This is a genomic window from Pseudomonas reactans, assembly GCF_013387025.1.
Classification (GTDB): Bacteria; Pseudomonadota; Gammaproteobacteria; order Pseudomonadales; family Pseudomonadaceae; genus Aquipseudomonas; species Aquipseudomonas reactans.
This window is the reverse complement of sequence record NZ_JACAQP010000007.1, coordinates 242360-259835: the sequence shown is the minus strand read 5'-3', so window position 1 is coordinate 259835 and position 17476 is coordinate 242360. Positions and strand designations below refer to the sequence as shown.

The following is a 17476-nucleotide window of genomic DNA, read 5'->3' as shown; positions in this document are numbered from 1 at the left end:
AACGATTCATCTCACGGGGACTTATGTGGCATAAAAATAGCGTTCAACAGCACCTTTGGGGCAAACTCCCGGTTTTTCCACACTTGGCCAAGGCATGCCCATGACTCCTGCGTCGTCCGTCGATGAAAAGAGCTTTCGTAACCTCCTGAGCCGAAACGTCGCATTGCCCTTGGGTGTGGGCGTGCTCAGCGCGGTGTTTTTCGTCTGCCTGATCACCTACCTGCTGACGGTGATCCAGTGGGTTGAACACACCGACCGGGTGATCAATAACCTCAATGAGTCGTCGAAGCTGACGGTTGACCTTGAGACCGGCATGCGCGGCTTCCTGATCACCGGCGACGAGCATTTCCTCGACCCTTACGAAGTGGCCAAGCCGCGGATCATTGCCGATTTGCGCAACTTGCAGGAGCTGGTGGCGGACAACCCACAACAGGTGGACCGCCTCAAACGTCTGGAAGCCCTGCAAATCGAGTGGAACAAATACGCTCAGTCAATGATTGATATGCAGCGTGAGAGCGGTGACTACCGCAGCGCAGTCAAGGCGGGTCGTGGCAAGCGCCTGACGGACGAGATCCGCAAAGAATACGACGACGCGGTGGCGATGGAACAGCAGTTCCGCATCACCCGCAATGAAGAAGTCACCCGCACTACCGTGATCAGCGTCACCCTGTACCTGGCATTTGTGCTGGGTCTGAGTGGTTTCCTGGCGTACATCGGCCGTAAGAATTTAATTTCATTATCAGAGAGTTACAGCGCTAACCTCGCGTCGCAACAGAAGATTGCGCGGCGCCTGGAGCAACAGGCTTGGCTGCGTAACGGCCAAACTGAACTGGCCGAACAAGTGCTCGGCCAGCTCACCCTGAACATGCTCGGCCGCAATATCCTGCAATTCTTTGCCCAATACATGGGCTCGGCCGTCGCGGCGTTGTATGTACGCGAAGAGCATGGCGGCCTCAAGCGCGTCGCCACCTATGGCTTCTCCCGCGAGCAGGAGCAGAAGGAACAATCGATCTACAGCGACGAGGGCATCGTCGGGCAAGCCGCCCAGCTGGATCGCCTGATTCGCCTGGACGACGTGCCGGTGGACTACTTCAAGGTCAGCTCCGGTCTCGGCGAAGGTTCAACCCGTAGCGTGCTGGTGATGCCAACCAGCGACGATGACCGCGTCAACGGCGTGATCGAGCTGGGTTTCCTGCGCCCACTGGAAGAACGTGACGTCGAGCTGCTGGAGCTGATTGCCGGGAATATCGGCACCTCCATCGAAGCCGCCCGTTATCGCCAACGCCTGCAGGAAGTGTTGGCCGAGACCCAGCAGCTCAACGAAGAGCTGCAAGTGCAGCAGGAAGAGCTCAAGACCGCCAACGAAGAGCTCGAAGAACAGTCGCGCATCCTCAAGGAGTCCCAGGCCCACCTGGAAACCCAGCAGGCCGAGCTGGAGCAGACCAACGAGCAGTTGGCCGAACAGACCGAAACCCTGGCCCAGCAACGCGATGCCATGGACCGCAAGAACGCTGAACTCAGCCAGGCCCAGCTCGAACTGGAAGACCGTGCCGACGAGTTGCAACGCTCCAGCAAGTACAAGTCCGAATTCCTTGCCAACATGTCCCACGAGCTGCGCACACCGCTGAACAGCTCGCTGATCCTGGCCAAGCTGCTGGCTGAGAACCCCCAGGAAAACCTCAGCGCCGAACAGGTCAAGTTCGCCGAGTCTATTTATTCCGCCGGTAATGACCTGCTCAACCTGATCAACGACATCCTCGATATCTCCAAGGTCGAGGCCGGCAAGCTGGAAATGCGCCCGGAGAATTCCAGCGTGGCGCGCCTGGTCGATGGCCTGCGTGGCATGTTCGAGCCGCTGGCGGCCGATCGCAAACTGGGCTTCCAGGTGGAGGTGCAGGACGGTGCACCGGGTATGCTGTTCACCGATCGCCAGCGCCTGGAGCAGATCCTCAAGAACCTGCTGTCCAACGCGGTCAAGTTCACCGAGCAGGGCCAGGTCAGCCTGTCAGTGTCCCGCGCACCGGGGGAGGGCATTGCCTTTACCGTGCGCGATTCCGGCATTGGCATTGCGCCGGATCAGCAGGAAAGCATCTTCGAGGCATTCCGCCAAGCGGATGGCACCACCAACCGGCGCTACGGTGGCACTGGCCTCGGCCTGTCGATTTCCCGCGACCTGGCGACCCTGCTGGGTGGTTACATCAGCGTGACCAGCGAGCCGGGCAAGGGCAGCATTTTTACGCTGGTCCTGCCGGAACAGTATGTCGAGCGCGAAGAAGACGCTGCCCCCATCGAACAACCGCGCCAAGTAGTGGTTGCGCCTGCGCCGACGCCCGCAAAGGTGTCGCCATTGCCGATAGCCGACGCCACTCTGATCCCGCGCTTTGCCGATGACCGCGACAAAGCACCCTTCACCACGCGTTGCATCCTGGTGGTGGAAGACGAGCCAAACTTCGCCCGCATCCTGTTCGACCTGGCCCACGAGCTGGGCTACAACTGCCTGGTGGCCCACGGCGCGGACGAAGGCTACAGCCTGGCCGAGGAATACGTACCCGACGCGATCCTGCTGGACATGCGCCTGCCGGACCATTCCGGGCTGACCGTGCTGCAACGCCTGAAAGAACATGCCAGCACCCGGCATATCCCGGTGCACGTGATTTCCGTGGAAGACCGCGTCGAAGCCGCCATGCACATGGGCGCCATTGGTTATGCGGTCAAGCCCACCACCCGCGAAGAGCTCAAGGACGTGTTCGCACGCCTGGAAGCCAAGCTGACCCAGAAGGTCAAGCGCGTGCTTCTGGTTGAGGACGATGACCTGCAACGCGACAGCATTGCCCGCCTGATCGGCGACGATGACATCGAGATCACCGACGTCGGCTACGCCCAGGCGGCCCTGGACCTGCTGCGCACGAATATCTACGACTGCATGATCATCGACCTCAAGCTGCCGGACATGCTTGGCAACGAGCTGCTCAAGCGCATGGCGACCGAAGATATCTGCTCGTTCCCGCCAGTGATCGTCTACACCGGGCGCAACCTGACCCGCGATGAAGAGGCTGAGCTGCGCAAGTATTCGCGCTCGATCATCATCAAAGGTGCACGTTCGCCGGAGCGCTTGCTGGATGAAGTGACACTCTTTCTGCACAAAGTTGAATCCCAGCTGTCCCATGACCGCCAGAAGATGCTCAAGACCGCGCGCAGCCGCGACAAGGTCTTCGAGGGGCGTAAAATCCTGCTGGTGGACGACGACGTACGTAACATCTTCGCCCTGACCAGCGCCCTGGAGCACAAAGGTGCTGTGGTGGTGATCGGGCGTAACGGCCGTGAAGCTATCGACAAACTCAATGAAGTCGAGGATATCGACCTGGTGCTGATGGACGTGATGATGCCGGAAATGGACGGTTACGAGGCCACCGCCTTGATCCGCCAGGACCCGCGCTGGAAAAAGCTGCCGATCATTGCGGTGACGGCCAAGGCCATGAAGGACGATCAGGAGCGCTGCCTCGCGGCCGGTTCCAACGATTACCTGGCCAAGCCGATTGATCTGGACCGTCTGTTCTCACTGATTCGCGTCTGGTTGCCAAAGATGGAACGCATTTAAGTGGAGCGAAGTTTTTTGGAAAAAAGCAGCGATATCGAGCTGCGCCTGTTGATCGAGGCGATTTACCTCAAGTACAGCTACGACTTCCGGGATTACTCCGGGGCGTCGGTGAAGCGGCGCGTGGCCCATGCCTTGCGCCAGTTCGATTGCGCGACCATTTCCGCCTTGCAGGAGCGTGTGCTGCACGACCCGGCGGCGTTCATGCAGTTGCTGCAGTTCCTGACGATTCCGGTGAGCGAGATGTTCCGTGACCCGTCGCACTTCCTGGCGATCCGCCAGGAAGTGGTGCCGCTGCTCAAGACTTACCCGTCGATCAAGATCTGGATTGCCGGCTGCAGCACGGGCGAGGAGGTGTACTCCATGGCCATCCTGCTGCGCGAGGAGGGGTTGCTGGAGCGTACGATCATCTACGCCACCGACATCAACCCGGCGTCGCTGGACAAGGCCAAGCAGGGCATCTTCTCCCTGGAGAACGTACGCGCCTACACCGCCAACTATCAGCAGGCCGGAGGCCAACGTTCATTTGCCGACTACTACACCGCGGCTTACGATTACGCGATATTCGATAAAACGCTGCGCGAAAATGTCACCTTTGCTGATCACAGCTTGGCGACCGACAGTGTATTCTCAGAGACTCAATTAATTTCGTGCCGTAACGTACTGATTTATTTCAATAAAAAGTTGCAGGATCGCGCGTTTGGATTGTTCCATGAGTCGTTGTGCTATCGCGGCTTCCTGGTGCTGGGCAGCAAGGAGACCCTGGATTTCTCCGCCTACGGCAAACAGTTCGAACCCTTGGTCAAACAGGAACGGATCTACCGCAAACTATGAATCAAGCGGCTGCCAGCCCGGCATCGGTCCGGGGCATAGAAGCGATCGTCATCGGCGCCTCCGCCGGTGGCGTGGAGGCGTTGCTGACGATTTTCGCCGAGCTGCCTGCCGATTTCGGCTTGCCGATCATCACCGTGCTGCATTTGCCGGACGAGCGTCGCAGCCAACTGGCTGAAGTGTTCGACCGCCGCGTCGCCATGCCCGTGGTGGAAGCCCGTGACAAGGAAGTGATCAAGCCGGGCACATTGTACTTTGCCGGCCCTGGCTATCACCTGTCGGTGGAGCATGACCGCAGCCTGTCCTTGAGCCAGGAAGACCGTGTGCACCATTCGCGGCCGGCGATTGATTTCCTCTTCGAATCCGCCGCCGATGCCTATGGCGCGGGCCTGCTGGCCATTCTGTTGACCGGCGCCAACCATGACGGCGCGCGCGGCCTGGCCCACGTCAAGCAGCACGGTGGAACCACTGTAGTGCAAGAGCCCACAGAAGCACGCGTTGCCGTCATGCCCCGTGCAGCGCTGGCGCTGCACACACCCGACCACATTCTGACGCTGAGCCACATTGGCTCATTGCTGGCTTCCCTGGAATATTCCCCATGTTAAGTACTGTCCAGGCCAAACTGCTGATCGTCGACGATCTGCCGGAAAACCTGCTGGCCCTTGAAGCGCTGATCAAGCGCGAGGACCGCCAGGTGTTCAAGGCATTGAGTGCCGACGAGGCCTTGTCCCTGTTGCTGGAGCACGAGTTCGCCATGGCGATTCTCGATGTGCAGATGCCCGGCATGAACGGTTTCGAGTTGGCCGAATTGATGCGCGGCACTGAAAAAACCAAGAACATCCCCATCGTGTTCGTCAGCGCGGCGGGCCGCGAGCTCAATTACGCCTTCAAGGGCTATGAAAGCGGCGCCGTAGACTTCTTGCACAAGCCGCTGGATATCCATGCGGTTAAGAGCAAGGTCAACGTATTTGTCGACCTGTTCCGCCAAAGCAAGGCCATGAAGCAACAGGTCGAGGCGCTGGAGCGCAGCCGTCGCGAGCAGGAACTGCTGCTGACGCGCCTGCAGGCGACCCAGGCCGAGTTGGAGCAGGCGGTGCGCATGCGTGACGACTTCATGTCGATCGTCGCCCACGAAGTGCGTACGCCCCTCAACGGCCTGATCCTCGAGACCCAGCTGCGCAAGATGCACCTGGCCCGTGACAATGCCGCCGCGTTCACCCTGGACAAGATGCACGCCATGGTCGACCGCGATGAGCGCCAGATCCAGAGCCTGATCCGCCTGATCGAAGATATGCTCGACGTCTCGCGCATCCGCACCGGCAAGCTGTCAATACGCCCGGCCCACTTCGACCTGACCCAATTGGTGAGCAATCTGGTGGAGAACTTCGCCCCCCAGGTCGCCGCAGCGGATTCGTCCATGACACTGGTTGCCGACGGCCCGGTGGAAGGTAACTGGGATGAGTTCCGTATCGAACAGGTGGTGACCAACCTGCTGACCAACGCCCTGCGCTACGGGGCCAAGAGTCCGGTGGCGGTGCGCGTATACACCGAGCATGGCGAGGCGCGGGTGGAGGTGCGCGACCACGGGATTGGCATCAGCGAAGAAAACCAGAAGCGTATTTTCCAACAGTTCGAGCGCGTGTCCGCCAGCCAAGTGGCTGCGGGCCTGGGCCTCGGGCTGTTCATTTCCGAGCAGATCGTTGCAGCCCATGGCGGCACCATCGAGGTCGAGAGCCAGATAGGCGAGGGCGCCTTGTTCCGGGTATGCCTGCCATTGCAGGCGTCGGCATGAATTCAATCGTCACCTCGACGCAACCTCTGCGTGACCCCATGGTCGTAATTGCAGCAACTGACCGGACTAAGGCTTCCCATGAGTGAAGATGCACAAGATGTCGTACTGATCGTCGAGGACGACGAATCCATTATGTTTGTGCTGGGTGAATACCTGGCTGGCCTGGGCTATCGGGTGTTGAAGGCGATCGATGGGGAGCAGGCCTTCGAAATTCTGGCGACCAAGCCGCACCTGGACTTGATGGTGACGGACTACCGTTTGCCGGGCGGGATTTCCGGCGTGCAGATCGCTGAGCCGGCGATCATGTTACGACCGGAGTTGAAGGTTATTTTCATCAGCGGTTACCCGCAGGAAATTCTCGACTGCAACAGCCCGATCACGCGCAACGCGCCTATCTTGGCCAAGCCGTTTGATCTGGATACGCTGCAGGAGCATATCCAGCGCTTGCTGGCGTAAATGTGGCGGCGTCCGTAACTGGGCGGACGCCGCGCATTTCACCGTTTAAGGCACCAGCCAGCCTCTTTATTCAAAGAAGTACATCTGAATACGTAAATCCCGCTAACGCTTTGGCATCATGCTCGAATCATTTCCCGTACCTTCGCCGTCAACAAATCAAAGGTAAACGGCTTGGTGATCAACTGCATGCCCGGGTCCAGGAACCCACCGCGCACTGCCGCGTGTTCGGCATAACCCGTGATGAATAGCACCTTGAGGTCGGGGCGAATCTGCCGGCCGATTTCCGCCAACTGGCGGCCGTTCATGCCGGGCAAGCCGACATCGCTGATCAGCAAATCGATGCGTTGATCCGACTCGATGATTGGCATCGCCGTATCGGCGTCACCCGCCTCGACAAAGCCATAGCCCAACTCTTTGAGCACCGCGCTGACCAATACCCGCACGGCCGGGTCGTCTTCGACGATCAACACCGTTTCTCCTGCATTGGCGAAAGGCAGCAACGCCGCGTCAGCCGTCACATCGGCCACGATTTCCCCAATGAACCGAGGTAGAAACAGGCTGACCGTGGTGCCTTTGCCGACTTCACTGTGAATGGTCACGTGGCCGTGGGACTGCCGGGCGAACCCATAGATCATCGATAACCCCAGGCCTGTGCCCTGGCCGATCGGTTTGGTGGTGAAAAACGGATCGAATACACGCCCCATCACACTTTCCGGAATACCGCAGCCCGTGTCGCTGACACTCAATTCGACGTAGTCACCGGGTTTCAGGGTGCCATAAGCCGCCGTGAACACGCTGTCGAGGTGGCGGTTGGTGGTTTCCACGGTGAGGCTGCCGCCGTTGGGCATGGCGTCTCGCGCATTGATCACCAGGTTGAGCAGGGCGCTTTCTAATTGATTGGGGTCGGCCTCCGCGGTCCAGAGTTGGCCAGTGAGGCGCATGTCCAGGGCGATACTTTCGTTGATGCTGCGTTGCAGCAGCTCACCCATTGAGGTCACTAACTGGTTGATTTCTACTGGTTTTGAATCAAGCGATTGGCGGCGGGAGAACGCCAGAAGCCGGTGGGTGAGGCCGGCGGCACGGTTGGCCGAGGTGACGCCCAGGTCGATCAGGCTGTCGAGGTCGTCCAGTTTGCCCCGTGACACGCGCCTTCGCAGCAACTCCAGGCTGCCGATGATGCCGGTTAGCATGTTGTTGAAGTCATGGGCGATGCCGCCGGTCAACTGGCCGACCGCTTCCATCTTCTGGGATTGGCGCAAGGCATCCTCGTTGTGACGCAGTTGGGCCGTGCGTTCCTCAACCTGTTGCTCGAGGGTCTCCAGCGTGCGTTGCAGGCGCAGTTCACTTTCGCTCAGGTCGATCAGGCGGTCGCGTGCTTCGTATTGCCGACGACGCCCGCGCAGGGCGGTGCTGACCAGGCTGATCAGTGTGACCGGATGGAACGGGCGCTCCAGGAACGTCACGTTGCCCAGCAAGCCGCTGAACCGGGATGAACCGTTCTGTTCGCTGCCGCCGTGGTGGGTCATCAGCACGATAGGCAAGTCTGACCAGGCGGGTTGTTGGTGCAAATGCTCCAGCAGGGGGTCAAGGTCAACGCCGCGCAGTGCTTCGGCGGCGATGATCAGCAAGCCGCTGCCGTGCTCCAATGCCTCGCACAGCGTGCCCAGATCGCTGGCAATGATGCCACTGTAACCGGCCTCATTGAGCATCATCAGCGCCAGCGAGCTGTCACGTCCCAGCGGCGCGAGGATGATCGCGCGCTCGGACACAGGTGTAACGACCGTCACTAGCCCATGTCCTTGAGCAGGGGCGAGCCGGCGCCCATGTAGGTGGGAATGCCGCGCAGGACACCCTGGAAGTTGTTCAACGGCTCGCCGACGGTCATGCCACGGCTGCCGATACGGTACTCACGAATCGTCGACTCATGGGAGCCGGTACGTTTCTTGATAATCGAGATGGCGCGGCGCACCTCGCCGATTGCCTCGAAGTAACGCAGCAGAATCACCGTGTCGGCCAAGTAAGTAATATCGACTGGCGCCTGCATGTCACCGACCAGGCCGTGCTGGGCGACGGTCATGAAGGTGGCTGCGCCTCTACGGTTCAGGTACAGCAACAGCTCGTGCATATGCAGGATCAGTGCGTTCTCTTCCGGCATTGCAGCCTGATAGCCGTTGATGCTGTCGATGACCACGGTCTTGATCCCGCCCTCGTCCACACAGCGCCGGACGCGGTGGGAGAACTCGCCGGGCGACAGTTCAGCGGCGTCCACTTGCTCGATCAGCAGGTTGCCGGTGGCTTGCAAGGCCGCCAGGTCGATGCCCATGTTCTTCATACGCTCGAACAACAGGCCCAGCTCTTCATCGAAAATAAACAGCGCGGCCTTTTCGCCACGGGCCACGGCGGCGGCGGCGAAAATCATCGAGATCAGCGACTTGCCTGTACCGGCCGGGCCGAGGATCAGGCTGCTGGAGCCGGTTTCGATGCCCCCGCCCAACAACGAATCCAGCTCGCGGATGCCACTGGTGAGCGTCTCGCGGTTGTAGCCACCACGGTGTTCTGCCGCGACCAGGCGCGGGAACACGTGCACGCCGTCTTGCATGATGGTGAAGTCATGGAAGCCGCCACGGTATTTCTGCCCGCGATATTTCACCACGCGTACCCGGCGACGTTCGGCGCCATAGTTAGGGGTCAGTTCTTCCAGGCGAATCACCCCGTGCGCGACGCTGTGCACGGTTTTGTCCAGGGACTCGGTGGTCAGGTCATCCAGCAGCAGCACAGTGGCGTCATAGCGCACGAAGTAGTGCTTGATCGCCAGGATTTGCCGGCGATAACGCAAGGAGCTTTGTGCCAACAAGCGAATTTCGGAGAGGCTATCGATCACCACGCGGGTCGGTTTGACTCGTTCGACCACTTCAAAAATCTGCCGCGTGGCTTCACCCAACTCCAGGTCGGAGGAATACAGCAGGCTCTGTTGGTGCTCAGCGTTGAGCAGGCTTTCAGGCGGCGTCAGTTCGAAGATATGGATATTGTCGTCCAGGTCCCAACCGTGGGACTTGGCACCCTGGCGCAATTCTCGTTCGGTCTCCGACAGGGTGATGTACAACGAGGTTTCGCCGTTTTCCGCGCCCGCCTGCAGGAAATGCAGGGCGACAGTGGTTTTACCGGTGCCGGGTTCACCTTCCAGCAGAAACAAGTGGCTGCGCGATAGACCGCCGGAAAGAATGTCATCCAGACCTTCGATGCCGATGGCCGCTTTTTCACTGAACAGCTCGTTGGATGTAGACAAGGAGTGCCCTCAGGTCACGTACAAATAGAAGAGCGCGCCGCCTCGGGCGCGCCATATTCACTTGACCGTAGTGGCCATTGGCGGTTCAACGTTTCGTAAAATTTGTACAACGGCGGCTTGGGCTTACAAGTTTTTAGCCTGGACCTACAGACCTTGTTGCAACGCCGGATCATCCGGATTCTGTTGCTCAAGCTGCGCCAGTAGGACCTGGACGTTCTGCAACTGACCGCTTTCCTTCCAGTAATTGATCAGCAGCACCCGCGCCTTGCGATTGGCGGGGTGGCGCTGGATGATTTCTTCCAGTTGACGCTGGGCCGCCTCCAGTTCTTCCTGGGCGTGCAGGGTGGTCGCGAGGTCATAGCGATAATCCTGATTGTCCGGTTCAAGCTCTACCGCCTTGGACAGGCCGAGCAGAGCGTAGGGGCGCTCGCCGTGGTGCAGCAGCCACATGCCCAGGGCGTGTTGCAGGTAGGCTGACTCGGGGTGCGCAGCCAATTGGCGTGCCAGCAACTGGCGGGACTCATCGGTCTTGCCTTGTTTATCCAGCAACTCAATCTGCGCGACGACGGCTTGCAGGTTGTCTGGTTGCAGATGCATGGCTTGTTCCAGGGCATTCTGCGCTTCTGGCAACAGGGCGCTGTGGATGTACAGGCGCGCAAGTTGAATCCAGCCTTCGGCCGATTCGGGCTGGGCCTTGAGTTTCTTCACGAATTCGTCGAGGACCTGCTGCAAGGGCCCGAAGTACAGGCCCAAGGTATCGGGCGACAGGCCAAGCAGGGCATTGGCCGCGGCAAACCGCACGTCCTGCTCGGGATCGTCCAGTACCGGCCCGAGCAACAGCGTGCGTTGGCCGGTGGGCACCAGGCCGACAATGCTATGGATGGCGGCCTCACGTACCAGGGGCGACTCGCTGGCCAGGTCTTTGTCTGCCAGCTTCAGCGCTTGCGGGCTGGGATAGTTGGGCAACTCAGCATGCAACGCAGCGCGACGTTCTGGCGACAGGTCCGGCCGGCCCAGTTGCTGGTACAGCACACGCGCAGCACCAGGCTCGCCGTTGCGCGCCTGTTTCAGGGCCTTGGAGTAACCATGGGCAATCGCGGCTGGCACAGCCACCGGGGTGGAGCGGGAGAAGTACCAGGCGATCAATGAAATCAACAACAGGGCGCACAGGCCGACGATGGAGTAACGGCGTGACTTTGACATGCAGGCGTCCGAAAGCTTGGGCAGCAAAGCCGTCAGCTTCGGTCAGACCACGGCAGGTGTCAAACCCGCATCAGGTCAGCACGTATTCCACGGGTTCCAGGGGCGGTGGCAGATCGGTTTCGCCGAGGGCGGCCAATACTTCACGCTCCAGGGTGCGCAGGAGGGCATTGCAGGGCAGGTCGTTTTCGTCAAAGCCGAACGGGTCTTCCAGGTCATCACCGATTTCATCGAGGCCGAAAAACGTGTAGCTCACGATGGCGGTAAACACCGGCGTCAGCCAGCCCAGTGGTTCGGCCATGGCAAATGGCAGCAAGATGCAGAACAGGTAAATAGTGCGATGCAGCAGCAGCGTATAGGGGAAGGGCAGCGGCGTGCTCTTGATCCGCTCGCAGGACGCCTGCACCTGGCTGAGGCTGACCAGGCGCGCCTCCCACTGTGTGTAGCGCCATTCACTGATCACGCCTTGCTCAGCTAATACGGAAAATCGAGCACCGACCTGTTGCAGCACGTTATCGGGCAAGTTGGGGTGGCTGGCCTGGACCTGACTCCACGGCTTGATGGCCAGGGCTTCATCTTCATGGCGCAGCCGGGCGACCAGGCCGTGGGCGAAACCGCACACGCTGCGCAGCAAACCCGCACGCTCGGCCGGATCCCGCAGCACTTGGGTTTCGCGGATCAACGAACGCACGTCAATGATCATCTGCCCCAGTTGCTTGCGGCCCTCCCACCAGCGGTCATAGCAGGCGTTGTTGCGAAAGCTCATGAAGATCGACAGCGACAGCCCGAGCAAAGTGAACGGCGTGGCATTGACCTTGGAGAAATACGCCGGGTGCAGGGTTTCCACCAGCACAATCACCGAGGCCAGTAACGTAACCAGCAAACTGCGCAGGGCGATGCGCTTGGCAATCGAACCCTTGAGGGAAAACAGGATACCCAGGAGGTTGGGTTTGGGTCGGACTATCATTCAGGGGCGGGCTTCTTGGGTGGCGCAGCCCATCAGATTAGAAGCCTGCAGTGTGCCCGTCCAATCGCTTGGGCTGACCGGTTGATCGGCGGGGTCGATGACTGGCCAAACCAGTCAGGCAGGTTGAGGGCTTTGACCATTGCCGCAGTGGCGCTCTGGGGCGACTATTTCGACGATTCGGACTGTTAAAGAGAATAACAATGCAGATTGAAAACAAGATCTTCCTGGTCAGCGGCGGCGCTTCCGGCCTGGGTGCGGCCACCGCTGAAATGCTCGTAGCGGCAGGCGCCAAGGTGATGCTGGTAGACCTTAACGCCGAGGCCGTGGCCGCCAAGGCCCAGCAGCTGGGCGAGAATGCCCGCAGCGCCGTGGCGGACATCAGCCAGGAAGCGGCCGCCGAAGCCGCCGTACAGGCCACCGTTGCAGCCTTTGGCGGGTTGCATGGGCTGGTGAACTGCGCCGGCATAGTGCGTGGCGAGAAAATCCTCGGCAAGAACGGCCCCCACGGCCTGGCCAGCTTTGCCCAAGTGATCAACGTCAACCTGATCGGCAGCTTCAACCTGTTGCGCCTGGCGGCTGCCGCCATTGCCGAAACCGAGGCGAATGCCGACGGTGAACGCGGTGTGATCATCAATACTGCCTCCGTTGCCGCGTTTGACGGGCAGATCGGTCAGGCCGCGTATTCCGCATCCAAGGGCGCTATCGCCAGCCTCACCCTGCCGGCCGCACGCGAACTGGCGCGGTTTGGCATCCGCGTCATGACCATCGCTCCCGGCATCTTTGAAACACCGATGATGGCCGGCATGACCCCTGAGGTCCGTGATTCCCTGGCGGCTGGCGTGCCATTCCCGCCACGCCTGGGCAAACCTGCCGAATACGCCGCGCTGGTGCGACACATCATTGAAAACAGCATGCTCAATGGCGAGGTGATCCGTCTCGACGGTGCCTTGCGCATGGCCGCCAAGTAAGGAGAATTTTCCATGACCGATCCCATCGTTATCGTCAGCGCCGTGCGCACGCCCATGGGCGGGTTCCAGGGCGACCTCAAGGGCCTGACCGCGCCGCAGTTGGGTTCCGCCGCGATTCGTGCGGCCGTCGACAGGGCCGGTATCGCCACCGATGCCGTGGATGAAGTGCTGTTCGGCTGCGTACTGCCCGCAGGCCTCGGCCAGGCACCCGCACGCCAGGCGGCGTTGGGCGCCGGGCTGGACAAGGCCACGCGCTGCACCACCCTCAACAAAATGTGCGGCTCGGGCATGGAAGCCGCGATCCTGGCCCATGATTCGCTGCTGGCCGGCAGCGTCGACGTAGTCATCGCCGGTGGCATGGAAAGCATGTCCAACGCGCCGTACCTGCTAGACCGCGCCCGCAGCGGCTACCGCATGGGCCACGGCAAGGTGCTGGACCACATGTTCCTCGACGGCCTTGAGGATGCCTATGATAAAGGCCGCTTGATGGGCACCTTTGCCGAGGACTGCGCCCTGCACAACGGTTTTACCCGCGAGGCCCAGGACGCGTTTGCCATCGCGTCGCTCACTCGTGCGCAGGAAGCGATCTCCCATGGCAGCTTTGCCGCCGAAATTGTCCCAGTGCACGTCACCGTGGGCAAAGAACAGAAAACCATCCTGCATGACGAACAGCCCCCCAAGGCCAAGCTGGACAAGATCAGCAGCCTGAAACCGGCGTTCCGCGAGGGCGGTACGGTGACGGCGGCCAACTCCAGCTCGATTTCCGATGGCGCGGCGGCCTTGCTGCTGATGCGTCAGTCCGAGGCCGAGAAACGTGGCTTGAAGCCCCTGGCCGTGATTCATGGGCATGCGGCGTTTGCCGATGAACCTGGGTTGTTCCCGGTGGCGCCGGTGGGCGCTATCCGCAAGCTGATGACCAAGACCGGCTGGAACCTGAGTGAAGTGGATCTGTTCGAGATCAACGAAGCCTTCGCCGTGGTCAGCCTGGTGACCATGAGCAAGCTGGAAATTCCCCATGCCAAGGTCAATATCCACGGCGGAGCCTGTGCCCTGGGCCATCCGATCGGCGCCTCCGGTGCGCGGATCCTGGTGACGCTGCTTTCGGCATTGCGCCAGAACGGCCTCAAGCGTGGCGTCGCCGCCATTTGCATCGGCGGTGGTGAAGCCACGGCCATGGCCGTTGAATGCCTCTACTAAGGACTGACCATGCTGCCCAATGACGAACACCTGCAAATCAGCGACGCGGCCCGCCAGTTTGCCCAGGAGCGCCTGAAACCCTTTGCCGCCGAATGGGACCGCGAGCATCGCTTTCCCAAGGAAGCTATCGGTGAAATGGCCGAGCTGGGCTTCTTCGGCATGTTGGTGCCGGAACAGTGGGGCGGTTGCGACACAGGCTACCTGGCCTACGCCATGGCGCTGGAAGAAATCGCTGCCGGTGACGGCGCCTGCTCGACCATCATGAGCGTGCACAACTCAGTGGGTTGTGTGCCGATCCTCAAGTTCGGCAACGACCAGCAGAAAGAACAGTTCCTCAAGCCCCTGGCCAGCGGCGCCATGCTAGGCGCCTTTGCGCTGACTGAACCCCAGGCCGGTTCCGACGCCAGCAGCCTGAAAACCCGCGCGCGCCTGGAAGGTGATCATTACGTGCTCAATGGCTGCAAACAATTCATCACCTCCGGGCAGAACGCCGGGGTGGTGATTGTGTTTGCCGTGACCGATCCTGCGGCGGGCAAGCGCGGGATCAGCGCATTCATCGTACCGACCGACTCTCCGGGCTACAGCGTGGCGCGGGTCGAAGAGAAGCTCGGCCAGCATGCGTCCGATACGTGCCAGATTCTGTTTGAGGATGTGAAGGTGCCGGTCGCCAACCGCCTTGGGGAGGAGGGCGAAGGCTACAAAATAGCCTTGGCCAACCTCGAAGGCGGCCGCGTGGGTATCGCCTCGCAAGCGGTGGGCATGGCCCGCGCCGCCTTTGAAGCCGCCCGCGACTATGCCCGCGAGCGTGAAAGCTTCGGCAAGCCGATCATTGAACACCAGGCCGTGGCCTTCCGCCTGGCAGACATGGCGACCCAGATCGCGGTCGCCCGGCAAATGGTGCATTACGCCGCCGCCCTGCGTGACAGCGGCAAGCCGGCCCTGGTGGAAGCCTCGATGGCGAAGCTGTTCGCCTCGGAAATGGCCGAGAAAGTCTGTTCGGCTGCCTTGCAAACGCTGGGCGGTTACGGTTACCTGAGCGACTTCCCCCTGGAGCGGATCTACCGCGACGTGCGGGTCTGCCAGATTTACGAAGGCACCAGCGATATCCAGCGCATGGTCATCTCACGCAATCTCTAAGGAGCCGCTACATGAGTTACGAAACCATTTTGCTCGACGTCCAGGGCCGCGTCGGGCTGATTACCCTCAATCGCCCTCAAGCCTTGAACGCCCTCAACGCGCAGTTGGTCAGTGAATTGAACCAGGCGCTGGATGGCCTGGAAGCCAACCCGGAAATCGGCTGCATTGTGCTGACGGGTTCGAAGAAAGCCTTCGCCGCCGGTGCCGACATCAAGGAAATGGCCGAGCTGACTTACCCGCAGATCTACCTTGACGACCTGTTCAGCGACAGCGACCGCGTGGCCAACCGCCGCAAGCCGATCATTGCTGCCGTCAACGGTTTTGCCCTGGGCGGCGGTTGTGAACTGGCCTTGATGTGCGACTTCATCCTGGCAGGCGACGGGGCGAAGTTCGGCCAGCCGGAAATCAACCTCGGCGTACTGCCGGGCATGGGCGGCACCCAGCGCCTGACCCGCGCCGTGGGCAAGGCCAAGGCCATGGAAATGTGCCTGACCGGGCGTTTTATCGACGCGGTGGAAGCGGAGCGTTGCGGGATCGTCGCGCGCATCGTGCCCGCCGATGAACTGCTGGAAGAAGCCCTGAAAGTCGCCACCCTGATCGCCGGCAAGTCGGTGCCGATCAGCATGATGGTCAAGGAAAGCGTGAACCGTGCGTTTGAAGTGAGCCTGTCGGAAGGCGTGCGCTTTGAGCGCCGGGTGTTCCATGCAGCGTTCGCGACGCAGGATCAGAAGGAAGGCATGGCGGCGTTTGTGGCCAAGCGTGCACCGGAGTTCAAAGACAAGTAAGCGCATGTGGGAGCTGGCTTGCCTGCGATGCAGGCACCTCGGTCCATCAGTCCGACCGCGGTGATGCTATCGCAGGCAAGCCAGCTCCCACCGTTGTGTAGCGTGTCAGTTACAGCTGGTAATTTTTCAGTTCGCGAGCAATCACCATCCGCTGAATCTCGCTGGTCCCCTCGTAAATCTGCGTGATCCGCGCATCCCGGTAGTAACGCTCCACCGGGTAATCCTCCAAGTACCCATACCCGCCATGAATCTGCATCGCTGACGAGCAGACTTTCTCGGCCATTTCCGAGGCAAACAGTTTGGCCTGGGAGGCTTCCGACAGGCACGGCTTGCCGGCGCTGCGCAGTCGCGCGGCGTGCAGGATCAACAAGCGCGCGGCATTCAGCTGGGTTTGCATGTCAGCCAGCAGGTTGGCCACGCTCTGGTGCTCGATGATCGCCTTGTTGAATTGCACGCGGTCACGGGCATAGGCCAATGCCGCTTCAAACGCCGCACGGGCGATGCCCAGCGCCTGGGCGGCAATGCCGATGCGTCCACCTTCCAGGTTGGAGAGGGCAATCGCCAGGCCTTTGCCACGCTCACCCAGCAGGTTGGCCTCGGGCACTGTGCATTGGTTGAGGGTGACAGCGCAGGTGTCGGAGGCGCGAATGCCCATCTTGTGTTCGGTGCGGTCCACCACAAAGCCCGGTGTTGCGGTGGGCACCAGGAACGCCGAGAGGCCTTTCTTGCCCAGTTCGGGGTCGGTGACAGCAAACACGATCGCCAGTTTGGCGCGCTTGCCGTTGCTGACGAATTGCTTGGCGCCGGTGATCACCCACTGGCCATCACGCAGTTCGGCGCGGGTGCGCAGGTTGTGGGCTTCGGAACCCGCCTGGGGTTCGGTGAGGCAGAAGCAGCCAATCGCCTGGCCGCTGGCGAGGTCCGCCAGCCAAGTCTGTTTCTGCGCTTCTGTGCCGTAGTTGAGGATCGGCCCGCAACCCACTGAATTATGGATACTCATCAGCGCGCCCGTGGCGCCGTCGCCGGCAGAAATCTCCTCCACGGCGAGGGCGTAGGCGACGTAATCGACATAGGTGCCACCCCATTCCTCGGGCACGACCATGCCCAGCAGGCCCAGCTCGCCCATCTTGGCGACCAGGGCATCATCGATCCAGCCGGCTTTCTCCCAGGCTTGGGCGTAAGGCGCAATTTCGCCACGGGCAAAGTCGCGCGCCATGTCGCGAATCATCACTTGTTCTTCAGTGTATTCAATGTCTTGCATG

At 60.8% G+C, this 17476-nt stretch carries 14 protein-coding genes; 9 read left to right on the top strand and 5 right to left on the bottom strand.

Translation table 11 applies throughout. From position 1 onward, the window contains the following. Positions 1-100 precede the first annotated feature (100 nt). From HX793_RS10180 to HX793_RS10160, 5 genes are all read left to right on the top strand, one after another. Positions 101-3598 (top strand): response regulator, encoded by a 3498-nt coding sequence (locus tag HX793_RS10180; RefSeq protein WP_177096008.1) that lies wholly within the window; start codon positions 101-103, stop codon positions 3596-3598. Then, positions 3599-4429 (top strand): CheR family methyltransferase, encoded by an 831-nt coding sequence (locus tag HX793_RS10175; RefSeq protein ID WP_438810838.1) that lies wholly within the window; start codon positions 3599-3601, stop codon positions 4427-4429. It begins immediately after the preceding gene. Beyond that, positions 4426-5031 carry a chemotaxis protein CheB gene (locus HX793_RS10170; RefSeq protein WP_016974747.1) on the top strand — a complete coding sequence of 202 codons (606 nt, stop codon included), beginning with the start codon at positions 4426-4428 and terminating at the stop codon, positions 5029-5031. Before HX793_RS10175 ends, HX793_RS10170 begins: the two co-directional genes overlap by 4 nt. Beyond that, positions 5025-6218 (top strand): hybrid sensor histidine kinase/response regulator, encoded by a 1194-nt coding sequence (locus HX793_RS10165; RefSeq protein WP_177096006.1) that lies wholly within the window; start codon positions 5025-5027, stop codon positions 6216-6218. Before HX793_RS10170 ends, HX793_RS10165 begins: the two co-directional genes overlap by 7 nt. Positions 6219-6296: 78 nt before the next feature. After that, positions 6297-6674 carry a response regulator gene (locus tag HX793_RS10160; protein ID WP_016974745.1) on the top strand — a complete coding sequence of 126 codons (378 nt, stop codon included), beginning with the start codon at positions 6297-6299 and terminating at the stop codon, positions 6672-6674. Between the two features lie 116 nt (positions 6675-6790). Here HX793_RS10160 and HX793_RS10155 read toward each other — a convergent pair whose 3' ends face one another. The 4 genes from HX793_RS10155 to HX793_RS10140 form a co-directional block, all read right to left on the bottom strand. Next, positions 6791-8461 (bottom strand): ATP-binding protein, encoded by a 1671-nt coding sequence (locus tag HX793_RS10155; protein WP_177049612.1) that lies wholly within the window; start codon positions 8459-8461, stop codon positions 6791-6793. After that, positions 8461-9960, bottom strand: a complete 1500-nt coding sequence (locus HX793_RS10150) for an ATPase domain-containing protein (RefSeq protein ID WP_016974743.1) — start codon at positions 9958-9960, stop codon at positions 8461-8463. The genes HX793_RS10155 and HX793_RS10150 overlap by 1 nt, the downstream gene beginning before the upstream one ends. 144 nt (positions 9961-10104) lie before the next feature. After that, positions 10105-11163: a tetratricopeptide repeat protein gene (locus HX793_RS10145; protein WP_016974742.1), complete on the bottom strand. Its 1059-nt coding sequence runs from the start codon at positions 11161-11163 to the stop codon at positions 10105-10107. A 70-nt stretch (positions 11164-11233) separates the two neighbouring features. Further along, positions 11234-12127 (bottom strand): bestrophin family protein, encoded by an 894-nt coding sequence (locus HX793_RS10140; protein WP_016974741.1) that lies wholly within the window; start codon positions 12125-12127, stop codon positions 11234-11236. 200 nt (positions 12128-12327) lie between these two features. Between HX793_RS10140 and HX793_RS10135 the strand changes: the two genes are divergently transcribed. The 4 genes from HX793_RS10135 to HX793_RS10120 are packed head-to-tail and all read left to right on the top strand — an operon-like array spanning position 12328 to position 16214. After that, positions 12328-13095: an SDR family NAD(P)-dependent oxidoreductase gene (locus HX793_RS10135; RefSeq protein ID WP_016974740.1), complete on the top strand. Its 768-nt coding sequence runs from the start codon at positions 12328-12330 to the stop codon at positions 13093-13095. A 12-nt stretch (positions 13096-13107) separates the two neighbouring features. Beyond that, a complete protein-coding gene (locus tag HX793_RS10130) occupies positions 13108-14292 on the top strand; it encodes an acetyl-CoA C-acyltransferase (protein ID WP_177003828.1) in 1185 nt (394 codons plus the stop codon). Positions 14293-14301: 9 nt separating this feature from the next. Next, on the top strand, positions 14302-15429 hold the full coding sequence (locus HX793_RS10125) for an acyl-CoA dehydrogenase (protein WP_177049604.1): 1128 nt from the start codon (positions 14302-14304) through the stop codon (positions 15427-15429). Positions 15430-15440: 11 nt separating this feature from the next. Further along, on the top strand, positions 15441-16214 hold the full coding sequence (locus HX793_RS10120; protein ID WP_033902889.1) for an enoyl-CoA hydratase: 774 nt from the start codon (positions 15441-15443) through the stop codon (positions 16212-16214). 109 nt (positions 16215-16323) lie between these two features. Here the strand turns inward: HX793_RS10120 and HX793_RS10115 are convergent, their stop codons facing one another. Further along, complete coding sequence (locus tag HX793_RS10115) at positions 16324-17475, bottom strand: acyl-CoA dehydrogenase family protein (protein WP_177049602.1); 1152 nt, start codon at positions 17473-17475, stop codon at positions 16324-16326. Between the last annotated feature and the right edge of the window lies 1 nt (position 17476).